This window comes from Embleya sp. NPDC059237 (assembly GCF_042754105.1).
GTDB lineage: Bacteria > Actinomycetota > Actinomycetes > Streptomycetales > Streptomycetaceae > Embleya.
The window spans coordinates 642,003-668,610 of sequence record NZ_JBHZAE010000004.1 but is presented as its reverse complement, the minus strand read 5'-3'; the positions used below and the strand labels follow the sequence as shown (position 1 = coordinate 668,610).

The following is a 26,608-nucleotide window of genomic DNA, read 5'->3' as shown; positions in this document are numbered from 1 at the left end:
GGCTACTCTCGCGCCTTGTGTCTCGGGAGATCGCAATATTCGTCAACCCCACCGCGGGCCGCGGGCGTGGCCTCAAGGCCGCGTCGATCGCCGCCGACCTGCTGCGCGACCGGGGGCTGACGCCGCACCAGGTGTCCGCTCCCGGCGCCGCGGAGGGCATCGCCCGGCTGCGCTCGGTGGTCCGCACGGGTGTGGACGCGGTGGTTGCGGTCGGCGGCGACGGCACGGTCGCCGCCGCGCTGCAGGCGGTCGCCGGCACGCCGACGCCGCTGGGCGTGATACCGATCGGCTCCGGCAACGACTTCGCCCGCGCGCTGGGCCTGCCGCTGGGCGACGTGGCCGCGGCGGCCCGCGTGGTGGCGGATCGGCACATCCGCCCGGTGGACCTGGGCCGGGTCGGCGAGCGCTGGTTCGGCACGATCCTGTGCACCGGCTTCGACTCGCGGGTCAACGAGCGGGCCAACCGGATGACCTGGGCGGGCGGGCGGACCCGCTACAACGCCGCGCTGCTGGGCGAACTCGGCGCGCTGAAGGCGATCGACTACGAGCTGGAACTGGACGGCAAGCCGTTCGAGGTCGAGGCGACGCTGATAGCAGTCGGCAACGGTCGCTCCTACGGCGGCGGCATGCGGATGTGCCCGGGCGCCGACCTCGCCGACGGGCTGTTCGACATAACGGTGGTGGCCGCCTGCGGGCGGGCCGAGCTGTTGCGGGTGTTCCCCAAGGTCTACGGCGGGCGGCACGTGAGCCACCCGCTGGTCACCGTGCACCGGGCCGCCACCGTGTCGCTGACCGCGCGCGGGCTCAGCGGCTGGGCCGACGGGGAGCGCCTGGGCGCGCTGCCGCTGACCGCGGACTGCGTGCCGGCCGCGGTCCGGGCGCTGGTCCCCGCGCCGGCCGGCTGAGGCGTACGGCGGTGCTCCCCGCGCCGCCCGGCCGTGCCGGGCGGCGCGGATCGCTCGGGTGTGCCGGGCGGCGCGGATCGCTCGGGTGTGCCGCGGTCGCTTGTTCGACCCGCCGGTCGGCAAGATCGAAAAAAGGTGATCACAGCCGTCGGTCCCGGCCGGTAGTCTGCTTGACGAGATGCCTCTCGATCCCGCACGCGGCACGGACCGCGATACCCAGATGTCCCCGGCCGAGCGCTACGCGGCCGCCCGGCGCCGTGCCGTGGACGAACGCACGAGTCTGCACGCGTTCCGCGAGCAGTACCCCTTCGGTCTCGACTCCTTCCAGGTCGAGGCCTGTCGCGCCCTGGAGGCCGGCAAGGGGGTCCTGGTCGCCGCGCCCACCGGTTCGGGCAAGACCGTGGTCGGCGAGTTCGCCGTGCACCTGGCCCTGGAACAGGGCCGCAAGTGCTTCTACACCACACCGATCAAGGCGCTGTCGAACCAGAAGTTCGCCGACTTCCAAAAGCTCTACGGCGCGGCCAACGTGGGCCTGCTCACCGGCGACAACTCGGTCAACTCCGACGCCCCGGTGATCGTGATGACCACCGAGGTCCTGCGCAACATGCTCTACGCGTCCTCGAACGCGCTCGCGGGCCTGGGCTACGTGGTCATGGACGAGGTGCACTACCTCTCCGACCGCTTCCGCGGCGCGGTGTGGGAGGAGGTGATCATCCATCTCCCCGAATCGGTCACCCTGGTCTCGCTCTCGGCGACGGTCAGCAACGCCGAGGAGTTCGGCGACTGGCTGGGCACCGTGCGCGGCGACACCGAGGTCGTGGTCTCCGAGCACCGCCCGGTGCCGCTGTGGCAGCACGTGATCGCGGGCAACCGCACCTACGACCTGTTCACCGACGAGAACCACACCGAGGTCAACCCCGAGCTGGTGCGCCTGGGGCGGATGGACAGCGAGCGGGCCGGGCGCCCGCAGGACCGCTATCGGCGCAACCGCGGCCAGGAGGCCCGACCGGTGCGCAGCCGGATCTGGACGCCCAGCCGCGCCGAGGTGATCGACCGGCTCGACGCCGAGGGCCTGCTGCCCGCGATCACCTTCATCTTCAGCCGCAAGGGCTGTGAGGCCGCGGTCCAGCAGTGCCTGCACGCGGGTCTGCGGCTCAACGGCGACGCGGAGCGGGCCGAGGTGCGCACGATCGTCGAGGCGCGCACCACCGGCATCCCCGACGAGGACCGGCACGTCCTGGGCTACCACTCCTGGCTCGACGCGCTCCAGCGCGGCATCGCCGCACACCACGCGGGCATGTTGCCGACCTTCAAGGAGGTCGTCGAGGAGTTGTTCGTCAAGGGCCTGGTCAAGGCGGTCTTCGCGACCGAGACGCTGGCCCTGGGGATCAACATGCCCGCCCGCTCGGTGGTGCTGGAGAAGCTGGTCAAGTGGAACGGCGAGACGCACGCCGACCTGACCGCGGGCGAGTACACCCAGCTCACCGGCCGCGCCGGGCGACGCGGCATCGACATCGAGGGCCACGCGGTGGTGTTGTGGCACCAAGGCTTCGACGCGGCCCACCTGGCCGGCCTGGCGGGCACCCGCACGTATCCGCTGCGGTCCTCCTTCAAGCCGTCCTACAACATGGCGGTCAACCTGGTCGGCCAGGTCGGCCGGCACCGCTCGCGCGAGCTGTTGGAGACCTCGTTCGCGCAGTTCCAGGCCGACCGCTCGGTGGTCGGGCTGACCCGCCAGGTGCAGCGCAACGAGGAGGGGTTGGCCGGCTACCGCGAGGCGATGACCTGCCACCTCGGCGACTTCGCCGAATACGGGAGTTTGCGGCGCGCGCTCAAGGACCGCGAGACGGAGCTGGCCCGCGAGGGCGCCGTCCAGCGCCGGGCCGCGGCCGCCGCGTCGCTGGAGAAGCTCAGGTCGGGCGACATCATCATGGTGCCCACCGGCAAGTACGCGGGTCTGGCCGTGATCCTGGACCCCGGCACCGACCAGGGCCCGGAGGGGCCGCGCCCGTTCGTGCTCACCGTGGACCGCCAGGCGCGCCGGCTGGCCGGGATCGACTTCCCCGTGCCGGTCGAGGCGATCGACCGACTGCGCATCCCGCGCTCGTTCAACGCGCGCAATCCGCAGTCCCGCCGCGACCTGGCGTCCTCGCTGCGCACCAAGGCCGGCCACGTGGACCACCCCCGGGGGCGCAAGCAGCGCTCGCCGGCCGCCGACGACGCCGAGCTGGCCCGGCTGCGCCAGGCGATCCGGCAACACCCGTGCCACGGCTGCGACGACCGCGAGGAGCACGCGCGCTGGGCCGAGCGCTACCACCGGCTGCTGCGCGACACGCAGGTGATCGAGAGCCGGATGAAGGGCCGCACGCACACCATCGCGCGCACCTTCGACCGGGTCTGCGCGATGCTCACCGACCTGGGCTATCTGGCGGGCGACACGGTCACCGAGGACGGGCGCCGGCTGGCCCGGATCTACGCCGAGCTGGACCTGCTGACCGCGGAGTGCCTGCGCGAGGGCCTGTGGGAGGAGTTGTCCCCGGCGGAGCTGGCCGCGTGCGCGTCCGCGCTGGTGTACGAGTCGCGGCAGCCCGACGACGCGATGTCGCCGAAGGTGCCTGCCGGGACGACGACGTCGGCGCTGGTCGACATGGTCCGGCTGTGGGGCCACCTCGACGCACTGGAGGGGCAGCACCACCTCGATTTCCTGCGCGAGCCGGACCTGGGCTTCGCCTGGACCGCGTACTCGTGGGCGTCGGGGATGAGCCTGGACGCGGTGCTCGGCGACGCCGACCTGCCGGCCGGCGACTTCGTCCGCTGGATCAAGCAACTGGTCGACGTACTCGGCCAGATCGCCGCCGCCGCGCCCGACGACAGCAAGGTCGGCGGCACCGCCCGCAAGGCGATCGAGGGGCTGCGCCGCGGCGTGGTCGCCTACTCCTCGGTCGGCTGAGCGGGCGGCGCCCCGCCGGACGCGCCGGATTGTGCCGATCCGCCGAGCAGCCACACGGCGAGTCGGTACGGTCGCGTACGGTGCGGGGCGAACGTGTTTCCCCAGCCCAGGAGGTCCCACCGTGCGGATCGACGAGTATCAGTCCCATGACGCCACCGGACTCGCGGGCTTGATCGCCCGCGGGGAGGTGAGCGCGGACGAGGTGCTCGACGTCGCCTTCGCCGCGATCAAGGAGCGCGAACCAGCCCTGGGCGCGGTGGTCGCGCTGTGCGAGGAGCAGGCCCGCTCCGCCGTCGCGGGTCTGTTGCCCGGCGTGTTGGCCGGGGTGCCGTACCTGATCAAGGACCTCGAGTGCGACGTGGCCGGCACACCCACCACCAACGGCTCGCGCCTGTTCGCGGGCGTGCCGGCGAAGCGGGACAGCACCCTGGTCACCCGGTTGCGGGTGGCGGGTGTGCTGATCGTGGGCAAGACCAACACCCCCGAGTTCGGCCTGGGCACCACCACCGAGTCGGCCCTGTTCGGTCCCGCGCACAACCCCTGGCGGCTCGATCACAGCGCTGGCGGCTCCAGCGGCGGCTCGGCGGCGGCGGTCGCGGCGGGCATGGTGCCGGTCGCGCACGCCACCGACGGGGGCGGCTCGATCCGGATCCCGGCCTCGTGCTGCGGGTTGTTCGGTCTCAAGCCGAGCCGGGGCCGGGTCACCGCCGGGCCCGACCGCGGCGAGTCCTGGGCCGGGCTCTCGGTGGCGCACGCGGTCACCCGCACGGTCCGTGACAGCGCGACGCTGCTCGATGTCACCGGCACCCCGGAGCCGGGCGACCCCTACCACGCGCCGCAGCCGGTGGGCCCGTACGCCGCCGAGGTGGGCGCGGACCCGGGGCGCTTGCGGATCGGGCTGATCCTGAACCCCGTGGACGCCGACGTGCTCGTGGACGCCGAGTGCACCCGGGCCGCGCAGGAGGCGGCGGCGCTGTGCGAGGCGCTGGGGCACGACGTGGAGCCGGTCGAATGGCCGGACACGCTGACCCGGCCCGGCGAGGTGATCGCGCCGATCAGCGCCGCACACATGGCGCGCATGGTGGACCTGCGATTGGCCGAGCTGGGGCGCGAGTTGCGGCCCGGCGATCTGGACGCGGCGACCGAGCTGATCGTGGAGAAGGGCCGGCGACTGACGCTGGCGCGCTATCTGGCCGCGGTGGACACGATGCACACCATCGGGCGGGCGGTGACCCGGCTGACCGGGCGCTTCGACGTGCTGCTCACCCCGACGATGGCGGTGGTGCCGCCGAAGTTGGGCGAGTTGGACCCCAACCGGGATCCGCGGGCGGCGCTGGCGGGGATGCGCGGCATGGCGGCGTTCACCAGCCTGTTCAACGTCACCGGGCAGCCGGCCATGTCGGTGCCGCTGGGCGGTACGGCCGACGGGATGCCGGTGGGCGTGCAGTTCGCGGGCCGCTACGGCGACGAGACGACACTGTTGCGCCTCGCCGGGCAGTTGGAGGCGGCGGCGCCGTGGGCGGGTACGGCGCGCCCTCCGCGCTAGGTGTATTCACCCGCCGGCCGCGTCACCGACCTCACGGGTGAATACACCTAGTGGTCGCCGGTCGCCGGTCGCCGGTTCGGCGCCGGTTCGGGGTGTGCCCCTCAGCGTCGGCACAGGGTGTAGTGCGAGCCGTTCTTGCCCTTGATCTCGGTGCACTCGGCGGTGGAGCCGGCCGGCATCAGCGCCGCGGCCAGGGCGCTGGGCACGGTGATGGTCGGGTTCTCGCACCACTTGCCGGCGCCGTTGTCGCACCGGAAGCCGACCTTGTCGTCGTCGACCCGGAACTCCTTGTTGTTCGCCACCAGCGTCGGCCCGGAGCGGGTGGGCTTGACGGTCGGGGCGGGCCGGGTCGGCGGGCGGGTGGTGGGCGCCGGGCGCGGCGAGGCGGCCGGCGGGGTCGGCTCGGGTGACTCCACCTCGGCCGGCTTGGGCGGCGAGGGTTGCGGGGGCTGGGTCTCGGCGGGGGGGGGGGGGGGCGGCAGTGGGGCCGGCGCGGAGGCGGCGACCGGCGGGGAGGGGTGTTTCGGCTTGGGTTTGTCGGTGTCCACCAGGGCGAACGCGGCGACCGCGACGGCGACCACCACCCCGCCCGCGATCAGCGACGAGCGGCCGGCCGTCTGCCCGCCCTGGGCCGCGCCCTTGACCGCGGCGGTGCCCACGCCCGCCCCCGCCGCCGCGCCGCCGGCCGCGGCGGCGCCCGCGGCCACCCCGCTCGCGACGCCGCCCGCGCCGGTGGCGCCGACCGCCAGGCCGAGCCCGCCGGCCACCGCCGCTCCCGCCGCGGCGGCGCCGGCGGCCACGGCGGTACCGCTGAGGAAGATCGGCGCGGTGATGCCGATCAGCGCGAGCGCGATCGGCCCGTACCGGTCGCGGACGTCGGCCATCTCCGCGTAGGTGTCGTGACACCTGCTGCACTTCTTCAGGTGCGCGTCGATGGTCTCCCGGCGCCGCTCCGAGTCCATGCGGTTGCGCAGGTGCCGGCCGTAGTGCCGGGTGAACTTCTTGCACTTCTCGTCGTCGACACCGCCGGTGGCGAACGCCACGAAGTAGTTGTCCTTGAGTTCCTGGCGGGCCCGCTCCAGGATCTTGCGCACGTTGTCCGGGTTCTCGCCGACCAACGGGGCGACCTGGACGGCCTGTTCGCCCTCGATGTCGACGTGCCAGAGCACCGTTCGGGAGCGCTCGGGCAACTCCTTGAACGCCTGGTACGCCAGTCGCGTGTCGTCGGCCCTCACCAGGGGATCCTGGTTCTCGCACGCCGATTCGAAGAGGGCGAAGTCCTCGGTGAGCCACTCGCGCCGGTTGTTCCGGGTCCAGCTGATCGCCAGGTGGCGCACGGTGGTGAGCAGATAGGCCCGGAACGCCTCCCGGGGCCCGCCGCCCGCCCGCAGCGCCTCCAGGGTGGCCGCGAACGCGTCGGCGCACAGGTCGTCGGCGGCCTCGGGGGTGCGGGTGCAGGTGCGGGCGAAGGCGCGTACCGAGCGCACGTGTCGCTGGTACAGCAGACCGTAGGCGTTGCCGTCGCCGGCGCGTACCCGCTCGGCCAACTCCAGGTCCGAGGGCCCCTCGGACACGGGTAGCGCCTCGTCGTCCCGCGGTGGGCGCCCGGCGCCGTCGCCGCCCGATTCGGGCGTGAAGGGGTCGGTCGTTGCGGCGTGGGCCGACCAGGGCTGGGCCGGTTCGGCTGCGGCCGGCTCGGCGGACCAGAGGTCGCCGTCGTACACCCGAGGGTGATGCACGCCGCGCTGGCCGGGGACGAAGGGGGCGCCGGATCCGGTCGCCTCCGCGGCGCCGCCACCCATGTCGCCGCCGCTGGGGTCCGGGGTCGCCGAGTCGTCCTCGCGTGCCACCGTTTGCCCCCTTGTGCCCTTGCCGTGCCCGATCGTTCGCACAGCATCGTGACCATCCGGCCACGGTCTGTCCAGAAGCGGTGGGCCTCGGCAAGGCACCCGGAGTGCGCTCCGGCGCAGGTGGTGCGACACGGGCGCGGATGGTCGAGGTCCGCGCCCGTTTCGACGGTGGAACCGGGGTCGGGGTGACGCTGCGTCGTTCGGGTGACGAACGGAAGTGCGAAGAGGTGGTTCGTCACGGTGCTATCGACCCGTCGTGCCCGGCGCGGTGGTCAGGCGCACGCTCGACCGGGGGATCCGAGGCGCGCCGCCGGGCGCTCCGCCGGGACCGTCCAGCGGGTCGACGGGGGCGCGGCACAACCGGTCGAGCCGGTCGGGCAGTTCCGGGTCGTCGCCGTCGAGCAGGGCCATCAGCCGGCCGGGCGGCACCGCGTAGGCGATGTCGCCCAGGGCCCGCTCCAGGTGGCGGGCGGTGAGCAGCAGGTGGCGCAGGTGACCCCACAGCAGCGACTCGGGCACCTCCAGGCGCACCACGACGATGCGCACGTGTTCGCCGGCGGCGGTGCGCTCGACGAGGCGCTGCTGGAGGAGGGCGGCGGAGGGGAGTTCGGTGATCGGGTCGGTGCCGGGGGGCAGGGTGCCGGGCGGGTTGGCCCGGGCGCGGGTGCTCAGGTAGGCCTGGACGAGCGGGCCGGGGGCGCTGTGTGCGAGGGCGCACAGGAACAGCGCGTCCAGTTCGGCCAGGGCCACGTCCAGCGGGATCTCGGCGGCGGCCCGGTCCCGGGCCAGGGCCAGGCAGGCGGCGTGGACCCGGCCGTCGCGGACGAAGGCGTCCAGGCACTGCTCGACGGCGTCGCTGTGCCAGGCGACGCGGGGGGGCCAACCGGCCCGCAGGGTCACCCGCTGCCACTCGCCTCGGAGCCAGTCGCGGTCGGGTTGGGCGGTGATCGGGGTGTCACACTCGGTACGCATGGCGGTCGAGAGCAGGCTTTGCGGCGAACGTGACAAAGTTCGCCGAAGTTTTCTTGAATGTGACCCGGGTCACATTCGCGCCCGTGCGCCCGGCGCGTTCCGGAGCGACCCTTTCGAGTGGCCGGCCGCCGTCCTTAGGTGGAGATTCCGGGCATCACCGGCGGGCGGCGAGCACGTCGAGCAGTCGGTGCACCGGCCCGGTGAGGCCCCACTGCCGGCGCAGCGCGTCCAGCGCCTGCGGATCGGCCGGTTCGGTGGGCAGCGGCCGGTCCCACTCGGCCGCCGGCGGCAGCGGGACGTCGCGCACCACGCGCACCACACCGGGCGCCACGTCGAGGTAGTCGCTCGCCTCGACGATCCGCGCCCGCCGGGCCGGGGTGAGCCTGGCCCGCGGATCGGCCGCCGCCCGGCGTACCCCCGCCAGGTCGCCGTATTCGACGATCAACTGGGCGGCGGTCTTGTCCCCGATGCCCTTGACCCCCGGCAGCCCGTCGCTGGCGTCGCCGCGCAACGTGGCGAAGTCGGCGTAGGCCGACGCGGGTACGCCGTAGCGGGCCAGCACCGCCGCCTCGTCGATCACCTCGTGCGCGGCCACACCCTTGACCGTGTAAAGCACCCGGATCGCGCGCGCGTCGTCGACGAGCTGGAACAGGTCACGGTCGCCGGTGACGATGTCCACCGCCGACGGCGCCCGGGTGGCCAGCGTGGCGATCACGTCGTCGGCCTCGAAGCCCGCGACCCCCACGCGCGGGATGCCCAGCGCGTCCAACGTCTGTTCGATCACCGGCACCTGCGGACCGAGCGTGTCCGGGATCTCCTCCTCGTCGGGACCGATCTCCTCGGCGACCCGGTGCGCCTTGTAGGAGGGGATCGCGTCGACCCGGAACTGCGGCCGCCAGTCGGCGTCCATGCACGCGACCAGCCGGGTCGGCTCGCGGTCCTCGACCAGGCGGGTGATGAAGTCGAGCAGGCCGCGCACGGCGTTGACGGGCGTGCCGTCGGGGGCCTTGACGGATTCCGGGACGCCGAAGTAGGCGCGGAAGTACAGGGACGCGGTGTCGAGGAGCATCAGACGTTCGGTCACGAGCCCGATCATGCCGCACCGCACCGACGCGGGACCCGACCTTCGTGCGGTCGTGCGGGTCGCGCCGGCCCGCCCGCCGGCGCCGGCGTCAGTCGGCGAACTCGTCCAGGACTTCCTGGAGGGTGTCGCGCACCCCGAGGACGTCGATCAGGCCGGTCATCCGCAACGTCGCCCGCACGTTGCGGTCGGGCGCGGCCAGCCGCAGTTCGCCGGAGAACGCGTGCATCGACTTGAACGCGTCTATCAGCACACCCAGGCCGACCGAGTCGCAAAAGTTCAGCCCGGTGGCGTCCACCACCACCCGGCGACACCCGCCGTCGATCAACTCGATCAGGGTGCGGTGCAACAACGGGGCGTTGTGCAGGTCCAGTTCGCCGGCCAGGTGGACGACCGCACAACCGCGCCAGATCGTCACCCCGGTGACGGGATGTTCCTGCCCGAGGGTGCCCAAGCGCGCGATCATGGCTGCGACCTTTCACCGGCCGGACGTACCGCCGCGCCGATACGGCGCCGGCAATGGGCATTGTGGGCCATCCGGAGTGGTGCCCGACAGCCCCTCAACGGGTCGTTTTTTGCGCGGTGGGCAGAACGGGTGGGTCTTGTCCGGGTAACGGCAGGTCGGTTCGGTGCCGGCGGCCGACCCGAAGGGCCGCGTCGGGTCCCGGTTTTCGGGTTCGCGGCCTACAGGAACGTGTGGCCCTCGCCCCGATACGTGGGCACCGTACGCACGACCCGGTCGCCCTCGACCAGATGCAGCGCGTCGAAACGTTCGCACAACTCGCCCGCCTTCGCGTGCCGGAACCACACCGAGTCGCCGATCCGCAGATCGTCGGCCGGCGCGCCGCGCAGCGGGGTCTGCACCTCGCCCGCGGCCTCCTGCGCGTGGTACGTCAGGCCCGCGGGCAGGTACGGCTGCGGCAGCCGGTCGGGCGCCGGCACACCGGACGCGGGGTAGCCGCCGCCGAGTACGGTCACGCAGCCGTGGCCGGGCCGGCGCACCACCGGCAGGGCGAACAGCGCGGCGGGCCGGCCCCGGAAGGCGCTGTAGTGGTCGAACAGGCGCGGCTGGAACAGCCCGGAGCCGGCCGCGACCTCGGTGATCGAGGTCTCCGCCACGGTGCGCTCCACGCTGCCGGTACCGCCGCCGTTGACGAACTCCAGCGGCGCGACCGCCCGCACCGCGCGCACGATGTCGGCTCGGCGCCGGCTCAGTTCGGCGCCCGAGCGCGCCTGCATCGCCCGTACCACCCGGCCGTACAGCGCGCGGCCCTCGGGCGCGTCGCCGACACCCGCGATGTGCGCCTCGTAGGCCATCAGGCCGACCAGTCGAAAGCCCGGCCGCCGCACGACCGCCTCGGCGACCGCAGCCACCTGCTCCGGGGTGCGCAGCGGCGAGCGGTGCGCGCCGATGTGCACCCGGCCGCCGAGCAGTTGCCAGGAGGTGTCGATGTCCAGGCACACCCGCACCTCGGCCCGGGGCCGCACGTCGGCGAGCGCGCGCTCGATCAGGTCCAGCTGCGCCGGGTCGTCGATCATGACCGTCACCCGCGCGGCGGCCGCGGCGTCGGCGGCCAGCCGGCGATACGCCGCGCGGTCCGCGGAGGGGTAGGCCACCAGGATGTCGGTGACGCCCTCGGCGGCCAGCCACAGGCCCTCGGGCAGGGTGAAGGCCATCACGCCGCGGTAGCCGTCCATGGCCAGCACCTCGCGCAGCAGCGGCAGGCAGCGCACCGACTTGCTGGCCACCCGCACCGGCGTGCCGGCCGCGCGGCGCACCAGGTCCGCGGCGTTGGCCCGGAAGGCGTCCAGGTCGACGATCGCGAAGGGGGCGTCCAGGTGCGCGGTGGCCCGGTCGTAGCGGGACCGGTCGGCGCTCGCGGTCGGCGTCGGGGCGGGAGCGGACACGGGGGGCGCGGCGGAGACCATTGCCGCAGCCTGCCAGATCGACGTACCGATCGGTAGCACTCGCGGGTAGGACTTGCGGATGGGGCTCGTGGCCCGTGGTGGGCTCGTCGGGCCGCCCGGGCCCGCCTGCGCCGAGTCGCGCCGACGGTGCGTTGACGGTGCGTTAGCTTGATCGTATGAGTCACCCCGAGCGGGTGCGGGCGCTCGACCTGATCGACCGCGTCCTGGACCCGGGCAGCTTCCGGGCCTGGAACGACCCGCTGCCGACGCTCGCCGCCCCGGACCCGGACTACGCGGCCGAGCTGGCCGCGGCCCGCGAGCGCACCGGACTGGACGAGGCGCTGGTCACCGGCGAGGGCCGGATCCACGCGCGCCGGGTCGCGGTGGTGGCCTGCGAGTTCGACTTCCTGGCCGGCTCGATCGGCGTCGCGGGGGCGGAACGGCTCACCCTCGCGGTCGAGCGCGCCACCGCCGAGCGCCTGCCGCTGGTCGCCTCGCCCACCTCGGGCGGCACCCGCATGCAGGAGGGCACCGTCGCCTTCCTGCAGATGGTCAAGATCTCCGCGGCGGTGGCCGCGCACCGCGCCGCGGGTCTGCCGTACCTGGTCTATCTGCGCCACCCCACCACGGGCGGCGTGTTCGCGTCCTGGGGCTCGCTCGGCCACGTCACCGCCGCCCAGCCCGGCGCGCTGATCGGCTTCCTCGGGCCGCGGGTGTACCAGGCCCTGCACGATCGCCCGTTCCCCGGCGGGGTCCAGGTCGCGGAGAACCTGTACGAGCACGGGCTGATCGACGCGGTGGTGCCGCCGGAGGAGCTGCGCTGGGTGGCGATCCGGGTCTTCGACGTGCTCGGCCCGGGTGCGGCGCCGCCGGGAGTGTCCGGGCCGTTCGGGCCGTCCGGGCCGTCCGGGCCGTCCGGGTCCGCCGACCCGGACGCCGAGGTCGTCGCCGAACCGCTGCCGGACGTGCCGGCCTGGACGTCGGTGCGGCGCTCGCGTGATCCGCGCCGCCCGGGCCTGCGCACGCTGCTGCGACACGGCGCGCGCTCGGTCACCCCGCTGCGCGGGACGGGGGAGGGGGAGAGCGAACCGGCGCTGCGCCTGGTGCTGGCCCGGTTCGGGGTCGGGGCCGGTCCCGGGGCGCCGTGCGTGGTGCTGGGCCAGGACCGCACCCGGCAGAGCGAACACGGCCCGTTCGGCCCGGCGGGGCTGCGCCAGGCCCGACGCGGAATGCGGCTCGCGGCCGAGTTGGGGCTGCCGCTGGTGACCGTGGTGGACACCGCCGGGGCGGCGCTGTCCCCGGAGGCGGAGGAGGGCGGGCTGGCCGGGGAGATCGCCCGATGCCTGGCCGAACTGGTGCTGTTGCCCGCGCCGACGGTGTGCCTGCTGCTGGGCCAGGGCTCCGGGGGCGGCGCCCTCGCGCTGCTGCCGGCCGACCGGGTCGTCTGCGCCCAACACGGCTGGCTGTCGCCGCTGCCCCCGGAGGGCGCGTCGGCGATCCTGTACCGCACCACGGATCGCGCCGCCGAGATCGCCGACCGCCAGGGCGTCCGAGCCGCCGACCTGCAGCGCAACGCCATCGTCGACCGCGTGGTCCCCGAACACCCGGACGCGGCCACCGAACCCGTGGCGTTCGTACACCGAGTCGCCGAAGCCCTCCGCGAGGAACTCGACACCCTACGAACCATGGACACCTCGACCCGATTGGCGAGGAGACGATCGCGCTACCGAAGCCTGGGCCTCTGACCACCCGAGCACAGAGCCAGGACACCCCCGCCCCCGGCCCCCACCTCTCGACGCGGCACACCGGAACGGCCTCCGGCCGCGACTCGGACGTGCACGGAAGGCGCAGCGGGGCACCCCCTGTGGGGCGTGAGTGCCTCGCGACTCGGGCTGCCTCGTTTCCGGTGGGCGCGCCCTTGTGGGGCGTCAGCGCCTCGCGACTTGGGCTGCCTCGTCTATCCGGTGGGCGCGCCCCTGTGGGGCGTGGGCGCCTCGTGACTCGGGCTGCCTCGCCCATCTGGTGGGCACACTCCTGTAGTGCGTGAGCACCCCGCGACGCGGCGTCCTACACCCGACGCGCACCCCCATTGGCGCGTCAGTGCCCACGCCTCGGGCTGCCCCCGGGATCGACGCGCGCAGCGCGGAGAGCGGCGGAGCCGCAGAACTTGGGCCGGGTGGCCCGGAGCGAAGCGGAGGGGCACACGGCCCCGAGCGAGGGGCCGCTTTTTTCTCGGAGGAGCGAAGCGGGGGAGAGAAAAAAGTGGTGCCTCGCGAGCCGGCGCGAAGCGCCCGATAAGAAGCAACGCCGCGGGATACGGGTGTGGTTGCTTGGGCGGCTGGTGCTGCGGGTGTGGTTGCTTGGGCGGCTGGTGCTGCGGGTGTGGTTGCTTGGGCGGCTGGTGCTGCGAGTGTGGTTGCTTGGGCGGCTCGTATTGCGAGCCTGGTCGCTTGGTTGGCTTGTGTCGCGGCCCTGGCTTCGCGCCTTGGTCGCCGCGCAACTTTGGCCGGGCCCTGGCGGCCTCTGGGGCCCTGTCGGGGTGGTTGCGGAGTGGTTTCTCCTCCGCTTCGCTCCGTCGGGGGCGGAAGCGCGGGGGGCGTTGCCGCTGCGCGGCGCCTCGGGGGTTCCGGCTCCGCTGCGCTCCGCCGGTGGCGGAGGGGTACGGCTCCGCTGCGCTCCACCGAGGTGCCTTCGTCCGTCGGCCTCGTGCCCCGGGCGGCCAGGATGCCTCGTGCCGTTTCGTTGGTGTGTCGACCCCGGTGCCTCGGTGGGCGCCGGCACACGATGGATGCCTGTGCGGCAGGGGCGGGGCAAGTGGGCGACTTTGGGTTCACTCGAATGGGTGAGCGTGGTGGGAGTCCCCGACGGCAAATCCCGCCGGACCTACGCTGAACGCGGTTCGGGATCCGGGCCGGTTTCAGCCCGACCCGTCCGAGCACGGGCCAGGACGGGCCGGCTCGGCCCGGCGCCTCGTCCGGCCTCCCGGGGCTGTGGCGGCTCGATCGCGCCGTCGCGGGTCGGGTGACGGGGCGGGCGAGCCGGACCTCGATAGGGAGGTCGCGGGTCGGCAAGTGGTCGCCGACCCGCGATGCTCCCGGGGGCCGGTCCGGGGTGGTGGCGGCGGTTGGCCGGTGGCCTACAGTCGACGGGTGGATTTCAGCGGCAAGAGCATTCCCGACACCGGATTCCCCGACGACGACGGCAGCGCCCACCCCGCGCTGGCACAGGCGCTGGCGGCGCCGGAGGTGGACGACGAGGCGGTCTCCCGGGCCCTGTGCGAGGCGCGACTGCTGGTTCCGGTGGTGGCGATCCTGACCGAGGAGGAGGACGTCGCGCCGGGGGAGTTGCGGCGGGAGAAGTCCAGCGACATGGCGGTGCCCACGATCCAGGGTCCGGACGGGCGGCGGGCGCTGCCGGCGTTCACGTCGGTCGCGGCGCTGGCGCGTTGGCGGGCGGACGCCCGGCCGATCCCGGTCGAGGCCGCGCGCGCCGCGCACGCCGCGTACGCGGAGGAGGCGGACACGCTGTTGCTCGACCTGGCCGGGCCGTATCCGTACGAGCTGTCGGGCAGTCGGCTGCGGGCGGTGGCGGAGGGGCGGGCGCATCTGGCTCCGCACCGGGATCCGGAGGTGCTGGGCGCGGTGCGGGAGGCGGTGCACTCCGAGAGCGCGGTGTCGGCGGTGTACCTGACCGAGGGCGGCGGCAACGATCTGACGCTGAGCCTGGTGGCGGCGGCGTCGCCGATCGAGGTGACGGAGGCCGCGCGGCGGATCGTGGGGCGGTTGGCCGAGGACGACGTGGTCCGGGCCCGGCTGGATCGTGGGCTCGACCTGGCGATGTTGCCGCCGGGCGCTTCGCTGGAGGCGGAGCCGCTCTTTTCGCGCTAGACGCGACCGGGGTTCGTCCTCAAGCGCCGGACGGGCCGAGTTGGGTTCGGGTCGCCTCCGGGGCCGGCCTCCGGCCCGGTTGTTCTCAAGCGCCGGACGGGCTGGATTGGGTTCGGGTCGCCTCCGGAGCCGGCCTCCGGCCCGGTTGTCCTCAAGCGCCGGACGGGTTGGATGGGTTGCTCGGCTTGGGATTTGGTGATGCTTTGCCGATCCTCAGTTGCCGGATGGGCTGGGGGGGCCGACTTGCCCCCGGGCCGGGCTGCGCCTCGGTTGTCCTCAAGCGCCGGACGGGCTGGATGGGGGTTGCTCGGCTTGGGGTTCGGTGGTGCTTTGCCGATCCGGAGTGGGTCCGTGCCGCGCTTGTTTTCGGGGGGCGGACGGGGGCCGGGCCGGGTTGTCCGGCCCGGCTTGGGGTTAGTGGACTGGGCCTGTGAGTTTTTCGCCTGGGCCCTTTCCGGGGACGTCCGGGTATGTGGAGGCTTCGCGGAAGGCCAGTTGGAGGGTTTTGAGGCCGTCGCGCAAGGGGCCCGCGTGGTAGGAGCCGACCTCCGGTGCCGCGGCGGTGACCAGGCCCGCCAGGGCGGTGATCAGTTTGCGGGCCTCGTCGAGGTCCTTGTGCGCCTCGCCGTCCTCGGCCAGGCCCAGTTTGACCGCCGCCGCGCTCATCAGGTGGACGGACAGCGTGGTGATGACCTCGACGGCCGGCACGTCCGCGATGTCGCGGGTCATGACGTCGACGTCGTCGGCCGGGCCGGGTGCAATATGGGGGGCGCTCTCGCTCATGGGGACCAGTCTCGGGTATGCCCCCGAATCGGGGAACAACGGGGCCCTTCGGCATGTTCGAGCCAGTGGTAGAGTGGTGTATCGACCGACCGGGCATATGCATGCCCGGCCTGCAAGCGGAGGCTCCGTCTCCCACCCGATCGACCTCACGGACGACGGGTACCGGTCCGGTGCGACGCGCTTCGTGTGCGTCCGTTCCACGTTTGCCGTCCTTTGGGCGGCTTCGTCAGCCGGTGGTGGAGCCTCGCATGCAACCGTGCGAGGCTTTTTCGCGTTGCCTGGATGGCTTCGCGGAGAACCTGGCTCGGGGGGAAGTAACACCGAGACACATGTGACCGCTTCGCCCGCGGTCGCTTCAGGTATGAGGAGGCCCCATCAGCGCCGAGCCCCGCATCAACGACCGGATTCGCGTCCCCGAGGTGCGACTCGTTGGTCCTGGCGGCGAGCAGGTCGGAATCGTCCCGCTGGCCAAGGCCATGGAACTTGCCCAGGAGTACGACCTCGACCTCGTAGAGGTCGCGGCCAACGCCCGGCCGCCGGTCTGCAAGCTCATGGACTACGGCAAGTTCAAGTACGAGTCGGCCATGAAGGCCCGTGAGGCGCGCAAGAACCAGGCGCACACGGTCATCAAGGAGATGAAGCTCCGGCCGAAGATCGACCCGCACGACTACGACACCAAGAAGGGTCACGTCGAGCGGTTCCTGAAGCAGGGCGACAAGGTCAAGATCACGATCATGTTCCGTGGTCGCGAGCAGTCCCGGCCCGAACTGGGCTACCGACTGCTGCAGCGTCTCGCGACGGACGTCCAAGAGCTCGGGTTCATCGAATCGAACCCGAAGCAGGACGGCCGCAACATGATCATGGTTCTCGGCCCGCACAAGAAGAAGACCGAGGCCATGGCCGAGGCTCGCGAGGCCCAGGCGGCGCGCAAGGACGCGCGTCGGGTGGCCGTCGAGTCCGGGGACGAGCGCCCCGACGAGTCGGAAGCCGGCAGGGCCGAGGCCGCCGCTCAGGCCGCCGAGGCCCCCGTCGAGTCCGACGCGGAGCCGAAGGCCGAAGAGCAGGTCTGACCCGGAACGGGTCGCCCCGCGCCGATTTGCACACACACCTGTGTCTGCCCGGTGGTACCGGGCGGGTACGGCACGACGAGGAGACTGCGGCGACATGCCGAAGAACAAGACCCACAGCGGTGCCAGCAAGCGCTTTCGTATCACCGGCTCCGGCAAGGTGCTGCGCCAGCGTGCGGGTCGCCGTCACCTTCTCGAACACAAGCCCTCGACCCTGACCCGGCGCCTCGCCGGTGTCGTCGAGGTGGCCCCGGCCGACGCCAAGAAGATCAAGAAGCTGCTCAAGAAGTAGTAGTAGGCAGCAGTCGTCGCACCGGCTGACGAGAACCCACCGGTCGGCGACAGGCGACGGTCCCAGACTTACCCGGGCCACGGTCGACACACCGCGGTCTGACATCAAGGAGTTCATCAAGTGGCACGCGTCAAGCGGTCGGTCAACGCCCACAAGAAGCGCCGCGTCATCCTCGAGCGGGCGTCCGGCTACCGCGGCCAGCGGTCCCGTCTGTACAGGAAGGCCAAGGAGCAGGTCACCCACTCCATGGTCTACAACTACAACGACCGCAAGAAGCGGAAGGGGGACTTCCGTCAGCTGTGGATCCAGCGCATCAACGCCGCTGCCCGCCTGAACGGGATGACCTACAACCGCTTCGTGCAGGGCCTCAAGGCCGCCGGTGTGGAGATCGACCGCAAGATGCTCGCCGAGCTCGCGGTCAACGACGCCCCGGCGTTCGCCGCCCTCGTCGAGGTAGCGCAGAAGGCCCTCCCGGCCGACGTCAACGCGAAGAAGGAAGACGCCGCGGCCTGATCGTCGACCCACGTCGTCGATGTCGCAGCACTTCCCAGACCGTTGCAGGTCGAGAGCAGAGAACGGTAACGCGATGGCGAGCCCCGAGCTGACGTCCACCCGATCACCACGAGTGGCGGCGGCTCGGCGGCTCGCCAAACGCGCTTTCCGGGCCCGGGAGCGGTTGTTCCTGGCCGAGGGACCGCAGGCGGTGCGCGAGGCGGTGGCTCTGCCGGGCACGCTGCGCGAGATGTACATCACCCCCGAGGTGGCCGAGCGCTACCCCGATCTGGTCGCAGGCGCGCACGAGGCCCGGGTGCCGGTGTTCACCGCCACCGACGAGGTCGTCGCCGCGATCAGCCAGACCGTCACCCCCCAGGGTGTGGTGGCGCTGTGCCGGTTCGTGGACGTGCCCCTGGAACACGCGATGGACGCGCGGCCGCACCTGGTCGCGGTGTTGGCCAACGTGCGCGACCCCGGCAACGCGGGCACCGTACTGCGCGCGGCCGACGCGGCCGGCGCCGAGGCGGTCGTCCTCACCGACGCTTCCGTGGACCCGTACAACCCCAAGGCCGTGCGCGCCTCGGTGGGCAGCCTCTTTCATCTGCCTGTCGTCACCGGCGCCCGGATCGAGGACACCGTCGCCGCGCTGCGCGCCGCCGGGATGCGGATCCTGGCCGCGGACGGCGCGGGCGAGGCCGATCTGGACGGCGAACTGGACGCGGGCGGGCTCGCCGGACCCACCGCGTGGATATTCGGCAACGAGGCGTGGGGGCTTCCCGAGGAGACCCGCGCGCTGGCCGACGCCGTGGTGCGGGTGCCGATCCACGGACGGGCCGAGAGCCTGAACCTGGCGACCGCCGCGGCCGTGTGTCTGTATGCCTCCGCCCGCGCGCAACGCGGACACGGGGGCTGCCGCTCCGGCGCGCGAAACGCGCGATGACCCCGACGTACTCGGCTTGACCGGCGAGTGCCGGGGAACGAGTCGGTTGCGTCCGGCGCACCCGGACGGCACGCTGCGCCTTGGGATAGTGTGTCCGGCCCGGAACTCCCTCGGGCCCGAAACGGGAAGGGGGCCGATGGACGCCGACATGCTGCCCGACGGCCTGGTGGTCGCCGACGAGAACGGCACGGTGGTCACCTTCAACACCGCCGCCGCCCGGATCACCGGGACACGTCCCGAGGACGCGCTCGGCAAACACATCGCCGACGCGCTGCCGCTGGAGGACATCGAGGGCCGGCGCTGGTGGGTGTGCACCGACCCGTACGGCGGACTGTCCACCCGGACCCGCCAACCCGAGCGCAACCTGCTGCTCGCCGGGCGGGAGATTCTGGTCACCGCGTCCTACGTGCGCCCCGACGGTCCGCGCGGGCCGCTGAGCAAACTCGTGGTGTCGCTGCGCTGCACCGACGCGCGTAGGCGGATCGAGCGCGGCCACTCCGACCTGATCGCCACCGTCGCGCACGAGTTGCGCTCGCCGCTCACCTCGGTCAAGGGCTTCACCGCGACGCTGCTCGCCAAGTGGGAGCGGTTCACCGACGAGCAGAAGCGGCTGATGCTGGAGACGGTCGACGCCGACGCGGACCGGGTCACCCGGCTGATCACCGAACTCCTGGACATCTCCCGAATCGACGCCGGCCGGCTGCAACTCAACCGCCAGGTCGTCGACATGGAGGAGGCGGTACACCGGCACCTGCGCGCGCTCGAATGCAACGGCCTGCCGGACGAGCGCTTCGTGGTCGTGGTGGACGGGCCGCTGCCCCGCATGTGGCTCGACGCCGACAAACTCGACCAGATTCTCGGCAACCTGCTGGAAAACGCGGTGCGCCACGGCGCCGGAACCGTCACCATCGAGATGCGCGCGGTCTCCATCGGGTCCGCGCCCGGTGCGTACGGGACGGAGATCACGGTGAGCGACGAGGGCCCGGGCATCCCGGACGAACTCCTCGAGCGCGTCTTCACCCGCTTTTGGCGCGGCAACCGCCGCGGTGGCACCGGCCTGGGGCTGTACATCGTCAAGGGCCTGGTCCAGGCGCACGCGGGCACCATCGGCGTGGATCGCGCCGAGTGCGGCGGGGCCCGATTTCGATTCACCCTGCCGGCCGCGATGCCGGACGTCCTCATGTAGCGCTGCCCGCGCGGAGGAAGTCCCACCCACGTCGTCGCGGTCCGGCGGCCGCGGACACGCACGCCCATCGGGCGTCAGTAAACTCGGAGCGCGGACGTCGCAGGACGTCATTGCCGCCTCCACCACCGGCGGATCCCCCACAGGAGCACTGGACACAGATGTCGGCACCGAACAAGTCGTACGACCCGGTCGAGGTCGAGGCGTTGAAACCCGAGGAAGTCGAGCGGGCCAGGGACGCGGCGCTCGCCGCGGTCGCGGCCGCCGCCGACCTGGCCGCGCTGCAGGAGGCGAAGGTCGCGCACACCGGCGACCGCTCGCCGCTGGCGCTGGCCAACCGCGAGATCGGCGCGCTCCCGCCGCAGGCCAAGGCCGAGGCGGGCAAGCGCGTCGGCCAGGCCCGCGGCGCGGTCAAGCAGGCCCTGGAGCGGCGCCTGGTCGAGCTGGAGGCGGAGCGTGACGCGCGCGTGCTCGTCGAGGAGGCGGTCGACGTCACGCTGCCGTGGGACCGTGCCCCGCGCGGCGCCCGGCACCCGCTGACCACGCTCTCCGAGCGCATCGAGGACCTGTTCGTGGCGATGGGCTACGAGGTCGCCGAGGGCCCGCAGGTCGAGGCCGAGTGGTACAACTTCGACGCGCTCAACATCCTGCCGGACCACCCCGCGCGGACCATGCAGGACACCTTCTTCGTGCGCGCCGAGGACGGCTCCGCGGATTCCGGCGTGGTGCTGCGCACGCACACCTCGCCCGTGCAGATCCGCACCATGCTCACCCGCACGCCGCCGATCTACGTGATCTGTCCGGGCCGGGTGTACCGCACCGACGAGCTGGACGCCACGCACACTCCGGTGTTCGGCCAGATCGAGGGCCTGGCCGTCGACAAGGGCCTGACCATGGGCGACCTCAAGGGAACGCTCGACCACTTCGTGCAGGCCATGTTCGGCGAGGGCATCGTCACCCGGCTGCGCCCGTCGTACTTCCCGTTCACCGAGCCCTCCGCCGAGCTCGACCTCAAGTGCTTCGTGTGCCGGGGCGCCTCGGTGGGCGACCCCGAGCACCCGTGCCGGACCTGCCGGTCCGAGGGCTGGATCGAGTGGGGCGGCTGCGGCATGGTCAACCCGCGCGTGCTGATCGCGTGCGGCATCGACCCCGAGGTGTACAGCGGTTTCGCGTTCGGTGTGGGTCTGGAGCGCGCGCTGATGTTCCGGCACAACGTCGAGGACATGCGGGACATGGTCGAGGGTGACGTCCGGTTCACCCTCCCGTTCGGGATGGAGATCTGATGCGGGTCCCGCTTTCGTGGCTGCGGGAGTACGTCGACCTCCCCGCCGGCGAGTCCGGGCGCGACGTCGCCGACAAGCTCGTGGCGCTGGGCCTCGAGGTCGAGACGGTCGAACAGCTCGGCGCGGACCTCAAGGGTCCGCTCGTGGTCGGACAGGTGCTCGAGATCGAGGAGCTGGAGGGCTTCAAGAAGCCGATCCGGTTCTGCAAGGTCGACGTCGGCGACGCCAACGGCACCGGCGAGCCGCAGGAGATCATCTGCGGCGCGCGCAACTTCGAGGTCGACGACAAGGTCGTGGTGATCCTGCCGGGCGGCGTGCTGCCCGGCCCGTTCGAGATCACCGAGCGCAAGACCTACGGGCGCGTATCGCGCGGGATGATCTGCTCCGCCCGCGAGCTGGGCATGGGCGACGACCACGACGGCATCATCGTGCTGCCGATCGAGGCGCAGATCGGCGCGGACGCGATCGAACTGCTCGGTCTGGTCGACGAGGTGCTCGACATCGCGGTCACCCCGGACCGCGGCTACTGCCTGTCGATGCGCGGTGTGGCCCGCGAGGCGGCGATCGCCTACGGGCAGCCGCTGCGCGACCCGGCGCTGCTGGACGTGCCCGACGCCAACGGGTACGGCTACCCGGTGCGGGTCGAGGACCCGGCCGGCTGCGACCGGTTCGTGGCGCGCACCGTGGTCGGCGTCGACCCCGGCGCGCCCTCGCCGCTGTGGGTGCAGCGCCGCGTGCAGATGAGCGGTATGCGGCCGATCTCGCTGGTCGTGGACGTGACCAACTACGTCATGCTCGAACTGGGCCAGCCGCTGCACGCCTACGACCGGGGCCGGCTGCAGGGTCCGATCGTGGTGCGCCGCGCGCAGGCCGGCGAGAAGCTGACCACCCTCGACGACGTCGAGCGCACGCTCGACCCCGAGGACCTGCTGATCTGCGACAACCGCGGGCCGATCGGCCTCGCGGGCGTGATGGGCGGCGAGAGCACCGAGATCGGCGACGACACGAGCGACATCGTGATCGAGGCCGCGCACTTCGACCCGGTGGCCATCGCGCGCACCGCGCGTCGGCACAGGTTGTCCTCGGAGGCGTCGCGCCGGTTCGAGCGCGGCGTGGACCCGGAGGCGGCCCGCGCCGCGGCGCAGCGCGCGGTCGACCTGCTGGCCGCGCTCGGCGGCGAGCGGGCCCAGGCCGAGGCGGGCGTGACGGAGGTGGACGCGCCGCGCGAGCCGGTGCGGATCACCCTGGCCGCCGACCACCCGGCGAAGGTCGCGGGCGTGCCCTACACCCGCGAGACGGTGGCCCAGCGGCTGCAGGAGGTGGGCTGTTCGGTCGAGGGCATCGACACGCTCACCGTCGGCCCGCCGACCTGGCGGCCCGACCTGACCGACCCCAACGACCTGGCCGAAGAGGTCATCCGGTTGGAGGGCTACGACCGGGTGCCGGCCACGCTGCCGCAGGTGCCGGCCGGTCGCGGGCTGACCGCCGACCAGCGGCGCCGGCGCCGACTGGGCCGGGCCCTCGCGGGCGCGGGCTACACCGAGGTGCTGAACTACCCGTTCCTGGGGCAGAGCGCGTTCGACGACCTCGGCTTGGCCGAGGACGACGCGCGGCGGCGCACCGTGGTGCTGGTCAACCCGATCTCCGAGGAGGAGCCGGCGCTGCGCACCACGCTGCTGCCGGGCCTGCTGGACACGCTGCGCCGCAACCTCGGGCGCGGCAACACCGATCTCGCGCTGTTCGAGTCGGGTGTGGTCTTCCGGCCGAACGCCTCGACCCCGCCCGCGCCCGTGCTCGCCGTGGACCGGCGGCCGAGCGAGGCGGAACTGGCCGCGCTCGCCGCGGCGTTGCCGCACCAGCCGCAGCGGATCGCGGTCGTGCTGTCCGGGGAGCGCGAGCGCTCCGGGTGGTGGGGCAAGGGCCGGCCGCAGATCTGGGCGGATGCGATCGAGGCCGCGCGGGTGGTCGCGGACGCCGTCGGGGTCGAGCTGACCGTGCGGGCGGACCGGCACGAGCCGTGGCACCCCGGGCGCTGCGCTGCGCTGGTGGCGACCGCGCCGGACGGGAGCGAGCGGGTCGTCGGGCACGCCGGCGAGTTGCACCCGAGGGTGCTCAAGACGCTGCACCTGCCGGAGCGGGTCGGCGCGATGGAGTTGGACCTGGACCTGCTCACCGCCGACCTGGACGGGGAGCGCCCGGTCCAGGCCGGGCACGTCTCCTCCTACCCGGTGGCCACCCAGGACGTGGCGCTCGTGGTGCCCGACTCGGTGCCGGCCGCCGCGGTGCAGGCCGCGCTGGTCGAGGGGGCCGGGGCGCTGCTCGAATCGGTGCGCCTGTTCGACGTGTACACCGGCTCGCAGGTCGGCGAGGGCAGCAAGTCGCTGGCCTACGCGCTGCGTTTCCGGGCGGAGGACCGCACGCTCACGGTCGAGGAGGCGACGGCCGCGCGGGACGCGGCGGTGGCGCTCGCGGCGGAGCGGACCGGGGCGGTGCTGCGCGGGGCGTGACGCCTCTCGGGCCGGATCGGTCGACGTGGGCCCGCACACCGTGACGGTGTGCGGGCCCACTCGCATGTGCGGGGTCGCCGGTCGGGGGCGGGTGCTCAGGGGTGGGTGGGGGCGGTGGGCAGGATGCCCGGGGCCAGGACGTCGACGCCGCAGATCTGCCTGGCGGCGGCGATCGGGTCGTTGGGGAAGCGGAAGGACGTGCGGCGCACGGCGCCGGTGAGATTGGCGACGAAGCGGTGCCGGGTCAGCGGGGCGTGGGTCGAGTCCAGCAGTTCCTTGAGCCGGCCGCGGTTCGTGTCGCCGCAGGTGAGGGTGTAGCGGGCGGCGGCGACGCGGATCGGGTCGATGCCCGGGGGTGGCGGGGCGGCCGGGTCGGCGTACTGGGCGAGCACCCAGGCCGGGTCGACCTGCTTCTCGTGCCCGGGGCGGCCCCGGGTGGACAGCCGTACGTGCGCGGCGAGCGGATAGGCCAGGCCCAGGTCGTCGAGGGCGACGCCGGTAAGCGGGACGGCCGCGCCGAGCATGCCCAGGGAGGGCCACATCGCCACGATCGGCGCGGCGATGTCCGGGCGCAGCGGGGCGTTGAGGGTATGCGCCGGCGAGCGGTCGACCAGGGTGTGCCGGTATCCCGGGCGGGGGCCGCGGACGACGGTGGGGAAGCCGGGAAAGCCGTCGATGAAGGCGTCGGCGGTGACGGGGTTGGCCACGCCCAGGACGGAGGTGTAGAAGCCGCGTTCGTCGGCGATGCCGTTCGGGCCGATGCGGTCGTAGGGGACCCGGAAGGCGGACGCGCACAGCAGGGCCCACGCGGCCAGGGCGGCCACGGCGGGGATCGCGAGTCGGCTCGCCGGGACCATCAGGATCGGCAGGAGCAGCAGGAACAGGCCCGGGAGGAGCATCCGGGCGTGCATGAAGTCGCCCCCGACGCGGACCACGTAGAGCAGCATGGCGAGACCGCACAGGACGGGGGTCGCGTAGAGCGTGCGGCGCACGCGGGTGCCCAGGGGTGTGGTCGCGGTGGTGGGGGCGGTGCGGCGTCTTGTGGTGAGCACGCCGGCGGTGCCGAGGGCGGTGAGGGTGAGCAGGGGCAGCCACAGGTGGTACGGGTCGGCCAGGTCGCGGACGTAGGCCCAGCCCCGGGTCCAGTCGCTCGCGCCGGCCTCCTTGGTGATCGCGGGCAGCGGGAGCAGCACGCCGTAGTAGCCCATCCGGAAGATCTCGTAGGCCAGCGGGAGGGCGGTCGCGGTGGCGGTGAGGGCCGCCGCGCGGCGGGGGCGCGGGCGGTGGATCAGGGCGAGGGCGGTCAGGAAGCCGAGCGTGGCGATGGCCAGTTCGGGGCGGACCGTCGGGCCCAGGCCCGCCAGGACGGCGAGGCCGTATGCGCGGCGGGTGTGCGGGCGCGGGTGCGGGTGGGTGTGCGGGTCGGCGGCGAGGCGGACGAGCAACCACCAGCAGCCGGCGATCCACAGGGTGGTCAGGCCGGTTTCGAGGCCGGAGGTGGCGAAGTCCCAGGTCGGGGGCAGGGCGAGCAGGATCGGGGCGCCGCAGGGGAGCAGCGGGGCGTGTCCGACGGCGGGCAGGTACAGGCGGCGGCCGGCGTCGGCGGCCAGGAACCAGCCGAGTACGGCGCACAACAGGCCGAGGCGCACGGCCAGGGGCGCGGGGTCCTGGCCGGTCAGGCGCGTCGCGACCACCAGGAGCCACTGCCAGAGCGTGCCGGTGGCGGCCTCGGCGCGCTCGCCCGGGTTGAACACGGGGCCGTTGCCGGCCAGGATCTGGCGGACCGGGCGGGTGTAGATCAGGCCGTCGTCGCACACCCAGCTGCGGCTGCCGGCGAGGACGGCGACGAACACGGCGGGCAGCAGGATGGCGACGATGTTCCACCGGGCGCCGTGTGGTGTGCGCGGGTGTGGGAGAGGGGTGGGGGCGGGGCGGTCGGCGGGCGGTGGGCCCTGGTCGGCCGGGGTGGTGGTCAGGGTCATCGGCGGCCTCCGGGCGGGTCGGACGGCGCCGGTGGGATCGTCCGTTCCGCCGGGCGCGCACCTCGTAGGGTGGCGCCATGAGTACTTACGTGATCACCGGTGCGGGTAGCGGTATCGGCGCGGAGGTGGCCCGGCTGTTGCGGGAGGACGGTCACGATCTGGTCGCGATCGTGCGGTCGGAGGGGCGGGCGGCGGATCTGGCCGGCCCGGGAGTGCGGACGGTGGTGGCCGACCTGGAGCGTCCGGAGACCATCGCGGAGGCGCTGGCGCCGTTGGCGGACGAGACGTTCGCGGGGCTGGTGCACAGTGCGGGCGTCGCGGAGCTGGGCACGGTGGCGTCGACGGCCGTCGCGGTGTGGGCGCACACGCTGACCGTGAACGTGGTCGCGGTGGCGGAGGTGACGCGGGTGTTGTTGCCGGCGTTGCGGCGGGGGCGGGGCGATGTGGTGTTGCTGAACAGTGGGGCGGGGTTGCGGACGAGTGCGGGGTGGACGGCGTATGCGGCGAGCAAGCACGCGTTGAAGGCGTTCGCGGACGGGCTGCGGGAGGAGGAGCCGGGGTTGCGGGTGACCAGTGTGTATCCGGGGCGGACGGCCACGGCGATGCAGCGTGGTGTGCGGGAGCAGGAGGGCGGGGCGTACGAGAGCTCGCGCTACAGCGATCCCGTGACGGTGGCGGGGGTGGTGGTGTCGACGCTTTCGCTTCCGGGGGATTCGGTGGTCAATGACGTGACGGTGCGCTCGCGGGGTTGACGTGAGGTTGTCGTCCTCAAACGCCGGACGGGCTGGTGTGGTGGGTTCGGCTCACGGAGCCGGGTTGTGTCCCCGGTTTGTCCTCAAGCGCCGGACGGCTGGGGTTGGGGCGGGTTCGGTTTCGGGGCCGGGCTGCGCCCCGCTTTGTCCTCAAGCGCCGGACGGGCTGATTGGGTTCGGTTCCGGTGCGGGGCTGTGGGCCTGTTTGTCTTCGGGCGCCGGACG

General features: G+C 73.2%; 20 protein-coding genes. 13 read left to right on the top strand and 7 right to left on the bottom strand.

Going from position 1 to position 26,608, the window contains the following annotated elements; genetic code table 11:
- The first annotated feature begins 17 nt into the window (after positions 1-17).
- From ACFXKZ_RS16990 to ACFXKZ_RS16980, 3 genes are all read left to right on the top strand, one after another.
- On the top strand, positions 18-905 hold the full coding sequence (locus ACFXKZ_RS16990; protein ID WP_380001070.1) for a YegS/Rv2252/BmrU family lipid kinase: 888 nt from the start codon (positions 18-20) through the stop codon (positions 903-905).
- Positions 906-1,125: 220 nt separating this feature from the next.
- Positions 1,126-3,855 carry a DEAD/DEAH box helicase gene (locus ACFXKZ_RS16985; RefSeq protein ID WP_380001157.1) on the top strand — a complete coding sequence of 910 codons (2,730 nt, stop codon included), beginning with the start codon at positions 1,126-1,128 and terminating at the stop codon, positions 3,853-3,855.
- Positions 3,856-3,976: 121 nt separating this feature from the next.
- Positions 3,977-5,401 carry an amidase gene (locus ACFXKZ_RS16980; protein ID WP_380001068.1) on the top strand — a complete coding sequence of 475 codons (1,425 nt, stop codon included), beginning with the start codon at positions 3,977-3,979 and terminating at the stop codon, positions 5,399-5,401.
- Between the two features lie 101 nt (positions 5,402-5,502).
- Here the strand turns inward: ACFXKZ_RS16980 and ACFXKZ_RS16975 are convergent, their stop codons facing one another.
- From ACFXKZ_RS16975 to ACFXKZ_RS16955, 5 genes are all read right to left on the bottom strand, one after another.
- Positions 5,503-7,251 (bottom strand): RNA polymerase sigma factor, encoded by a 1,749-nt coding sequence (locus tag ACFXKZ_RS16975; protein WP_380001066.1) that lies wholly within the window; start codon positions 7,249-7,251, stop codon positions 5,503-5,505.
- A gap of 243 nt (positions 7,252-7,494) precedes the next feature.
- Complete coding sequence (locus ACFXKZ_RS16970) at positions 7,495-8,223, bottom strand: hypothetical protein (RefSeq protein ID WP_380001064.1); 729 nt, start codon at positions 8,221-8,223, stop codon at positions 7,495-7,497.
- Between the two features lie 154 nt (positions 8,224-8,377).
- A complete protein-coding gene (locus tag ACFXKZ_RS16965) occupies positions 8,378-9,319 on the bottom strand; it encodes a 5'-3' exonuclease H3TH domain-containing protein (RefSeq protein WP_380001062.1) in 942 nt (313 codons plus the stop codon).
- Between the two features lie 76 nt (positions 9,320-9,395).
- Positions 9,396-9,770, bottom strand: coding sequence for an STAS domain-containing protein (locus ACFXKZ_RS16960; protein WP_020552020.1), 375 nt, complete (start codon positions 9,768-9,770; stop codon positions 9,396-9,398).
- Between the two features lie 218 nt (positions 9,771-9,988).
- Positions 9,989-11,233: an amino acid deaminase/aldolase gene (locus ACFXKZ_RS16955; RefSeq protein ID WP_380001060.1), complete on the bottom strand. Its 1,245-nt coding sequence runs from the start codon at positions 11,231-11,233 to the stop codon at positions 9,989-9,991.
- A gap of 155 nt (positions 11,234-11,388) precedes the next feature.
- On the opposite strand from ACFXKZ_RS16955, the gene ACFXKZ_RS16950 reads away from it, so the two are divergent.
- Both ACFXKZ_RS16950 and ACFXKZ_RS16945 read left to right on the top strand, forming a co-directional pair.
- Entirely contained in the window at positions 11,389-12,957 is a 1,569-nt protein-coding gene (locus ACFXKZ_RS16950) for a carboxyl transferase domain-containing protein (RefSeq protein ID WP_380001058.1), read from the top strand.
- 1,404 nt (positions 12,958-14,361) lie between these two features.
- Complete coding sequence (locus ACFXKZ_RS16945) at positions 14,362-15,099, top strand: SseB family protein (RefSeq protein ID WP_380001056.1); 738 nt, start codon at positions 14,362-14,364, stop codon at positions 15,097-15,099.
- A gap of 414 nt (positions 15,100-15,513) precedes the next feature.
- On the opposite strand, the gene ACFXKZ_RS16940 is transcribed toward ACFXKZ_RS16945, so the two are convergent.
- Positions 15,514-15,882, bottom strand: a complete 369-nt coding sequence (locus ACFXKZ_RS16940) for a DUF1844 domain-containing protein (protein ID WP_380001054.1) — start codon at positions 15,880-15,882, stop codon at positions 15,514-15,516.
- A 374-nt stretch (positions 15,883-16,256) separates the two neighbouring features.
- Here ACFXKZ_RS16940 and infC point away from each other — a divergent pair, with 374 nt between their 5' ends.
- The 7 genes from infC (at position 16,257) to pheT (ending at position 23,649) form a co-directional block, all read left to right on the top strand.
- Entirely contained in the window at positions 16,257-16,952 is a 696-nt protein-coding gene (gene infC, locus ACFXKZ_RS16935) for a translation initiation factor IF-3 (protein ID WP_380001155.1), read from the top strand.
- A 94-nt stretch (positions 16,953-17,046) separates the two neighbouring features.
- Positions 17,047-17,241, top strand: a complete 195-nt coding sequence (rpmI, locus tag ACFXKZ_RS16930) for a 50S ribosomal protein L35 (protein ID WP_078978620.1) — start codon at positions 17,047-17,049, stop codon at positions 17,239-17,241.
- A gap of 120 nt (positions 17,242-17,361) precedes the next feature.
- Complete coding sequence (rplT, locus tag ACFXKZ_RS16925) at positions 17,362-17,754, top strand: 50S ribosomal protein L20 (RefSeq protein WP_020552013.1); 393 nt, start codon at positions 17,362-17,364, stop codon at positions 17,752-17,754.
- A gap of 73 nt (positions 17,755-17,827) precedes the next feature.
- The gene (locus ACFXKZ_RS16920) at positions 17,828-18,676 is read left to right on the top strand and encodes a TrmH family RNA methyltransferase (RefSeq protein WP_380001051.1); all 849 of its coding nucleotides are present in this window, start codon (positions 17,828-17,830) and stop codon (positions 18,674-18,676) included.
- 136 nt (positions 18,677-18,812) lie between these two features.
- Entirely contained in the window at positions 18,813-19,862 is a 1,050-nt protein-coding gene (locus tag ACFXKZ_RS16915) for an ATP-binding protein (protein WP_380001049.1), read from the top strand.
- A gap of 158 nt (positions 19,863-20,020) precedes the next feature.
- Positions 20,021-21,142, top strand: a complete 1,122-nt coding sequence (gene pheS / locus ACFXKZ_RS16910) for a phenylalanine--tRNA ligase subunit alpha (protein WP_380001047.1) — start codon at positions 20,021-20,023, stop codon at positions 21,140-21,142.
- The gene (gene pheT, locus ACFXKZ_RS16905; RefSeq protein WP_380001045.1) at positions 21,142-23,649 is read left to right on the top strand and encodes a phenylalanine--tRNA ligase subunit beta; all 2,508 of its coding nucleotides are present in this window, start codon (positions 21,142-21,144) and stop codon (positions 23,647-23,649) included. The genes pheS and pheT overlap by 1 nt, the downstream gene beginning before the upstream one ends.
- A 95-nt stretch (positions 23,650-23,744) precedes the next feature.
- Here pheT and ACFXKZ_RS16900 read toward each other — a convergent pair whose 3' ends face one another.
- On the bottom strand, positions 23,745-25,631 hold the full coding sequence (locus ACFXKZ_RS16900; protein ID WP_380001043.1) for a hypothetical protein: 1,887 nt from the start codon (positions 25,629-25,631) through the stop codon (positions 23,745-23,747).
- A 77-nt stretch (positions 25,632-25,708) separates the two neighbouring features.
- Here ACFXKZ_RS16900 and ACFXKZ_RS16895 point away from each other — a divergent pair, with 77 nt between their 5' ends.
- A complete protein-coding gene (locus tag ACFXKZ_RS16895; RefSeq protein WP_380001041.1) occupies positions 25,709-26,383 on the top strand; it encodes an SDR family oxidoreductase in 675 nt (224 codons plus the stop codon).
- The last annotated feature ends 225 nt before the right edge of the window (positions 26,384-26,608 follow it).

Excerpts from the sequence above, each read along its gene's own strand:
- ACFXKZ_RS16985 (WP_380001157.1), top strand. The coding sequence starts at position 1,126 with ATGTCCCCGGCCGAGCGCTACGCGGCCGCCCGGCGCCGTGCCGTGGAC.
- ACFXKZ_RS16970 (WP_380001064.1), bottom strand. The coding sequence starts at position 8,223 with ATGCGTACCGAGTGTGACACCCCGATCACCGCCCAACCCGACCGCGAC.
- ACFXKZ_RS16965 (WP_380001062.1), bottom strand. The coding sequence starts at position 9,319 with ATGATCGGGCTCGTGACCGAACGTCTGATGCTCCTCGACACCGCGTCC.
- ACFXKZ_RS16960 (WP_020552020.1), bottom strand. The coding sequence starts at position 9,770 with ATGATCGCGCGCTTGGGCACCCTCGGGCAGGAACATCCCGTCACCGGG.
- ACFXKZ_RS16955 (WP_380001060.1), bottom strand. The coding sequence starts at position 11,233 with ATGGTCTCCGCCGCGCCCCCCGTGTCCGCTCCCGCCCCGACGCCGACC.
- ACFXKZ_RS16950 (WP_380001058.1), top strand. The coding sequence starts at position 11,389 with ATGAGTCACCCCGAGCGGGTGCGGGCGCTCGACCTGATCGACCGCGTC.
- ACFXKZ_RS16940 (WP_380001054.1), bottom strand. The coding sequence starts at position 15,882 with ATGAGCGAGAGCGCCCCCCATATTGCACCCGGCCCGGCCGACGACGTC.
- rpmI (WP_078978620.1), top strand. The coding sequence starts at position 17,047 with ATGCCGAAGAACAAGACCCACAGCGGTGCCAGCAAGCGCTTTCGTATC.
- ACFXKZ_RS16920 (WP_380001051.1), top strand. The coding sequence starts at position 17,828 with ATGGCGAGCCCCGAGCTGACGTCCACCCGATCACCACGAGTGGCGGCG.
- ACFXKZ_RS16915 (WP_380001049.1), top strand. The coding sequence starts at position 18,813 with ATGGACGCCGACATGCTGCCCGACGGCCTGGTGGTCGCCGACGAGAAC.
- pheS (WP_380001047.1), top strand. The coding sequence starts at position 20,021 with ATGTCGGCACCGAACAAGTCGTACGACCCGGTCGAGGTCGAGGCGTTG.
- pheT (WP_380001045.1), top strand. The coding sequence starts at position 21,142 with ATGCGGGTCCCGCTTTCGTGGCTGCGGGAGTACGTCGACCTCCCCGCC.
- ACFXKZ_RS16900 (WP_380001043.1), bottom strand. The coding sequence starts at position 25,631 with ATGACCCTGACCACCACCCCGGCCGACCAGGGCCCACCGCCCGCCGAC.
- ACFXKZ_RS16895 (WP_380001041.1), top strand. The coding sequence starts at position 25,709 with ATGAGTACTTACGTGATCACCGGTGCGGGTAGCGGTATCGGCGCGGAG.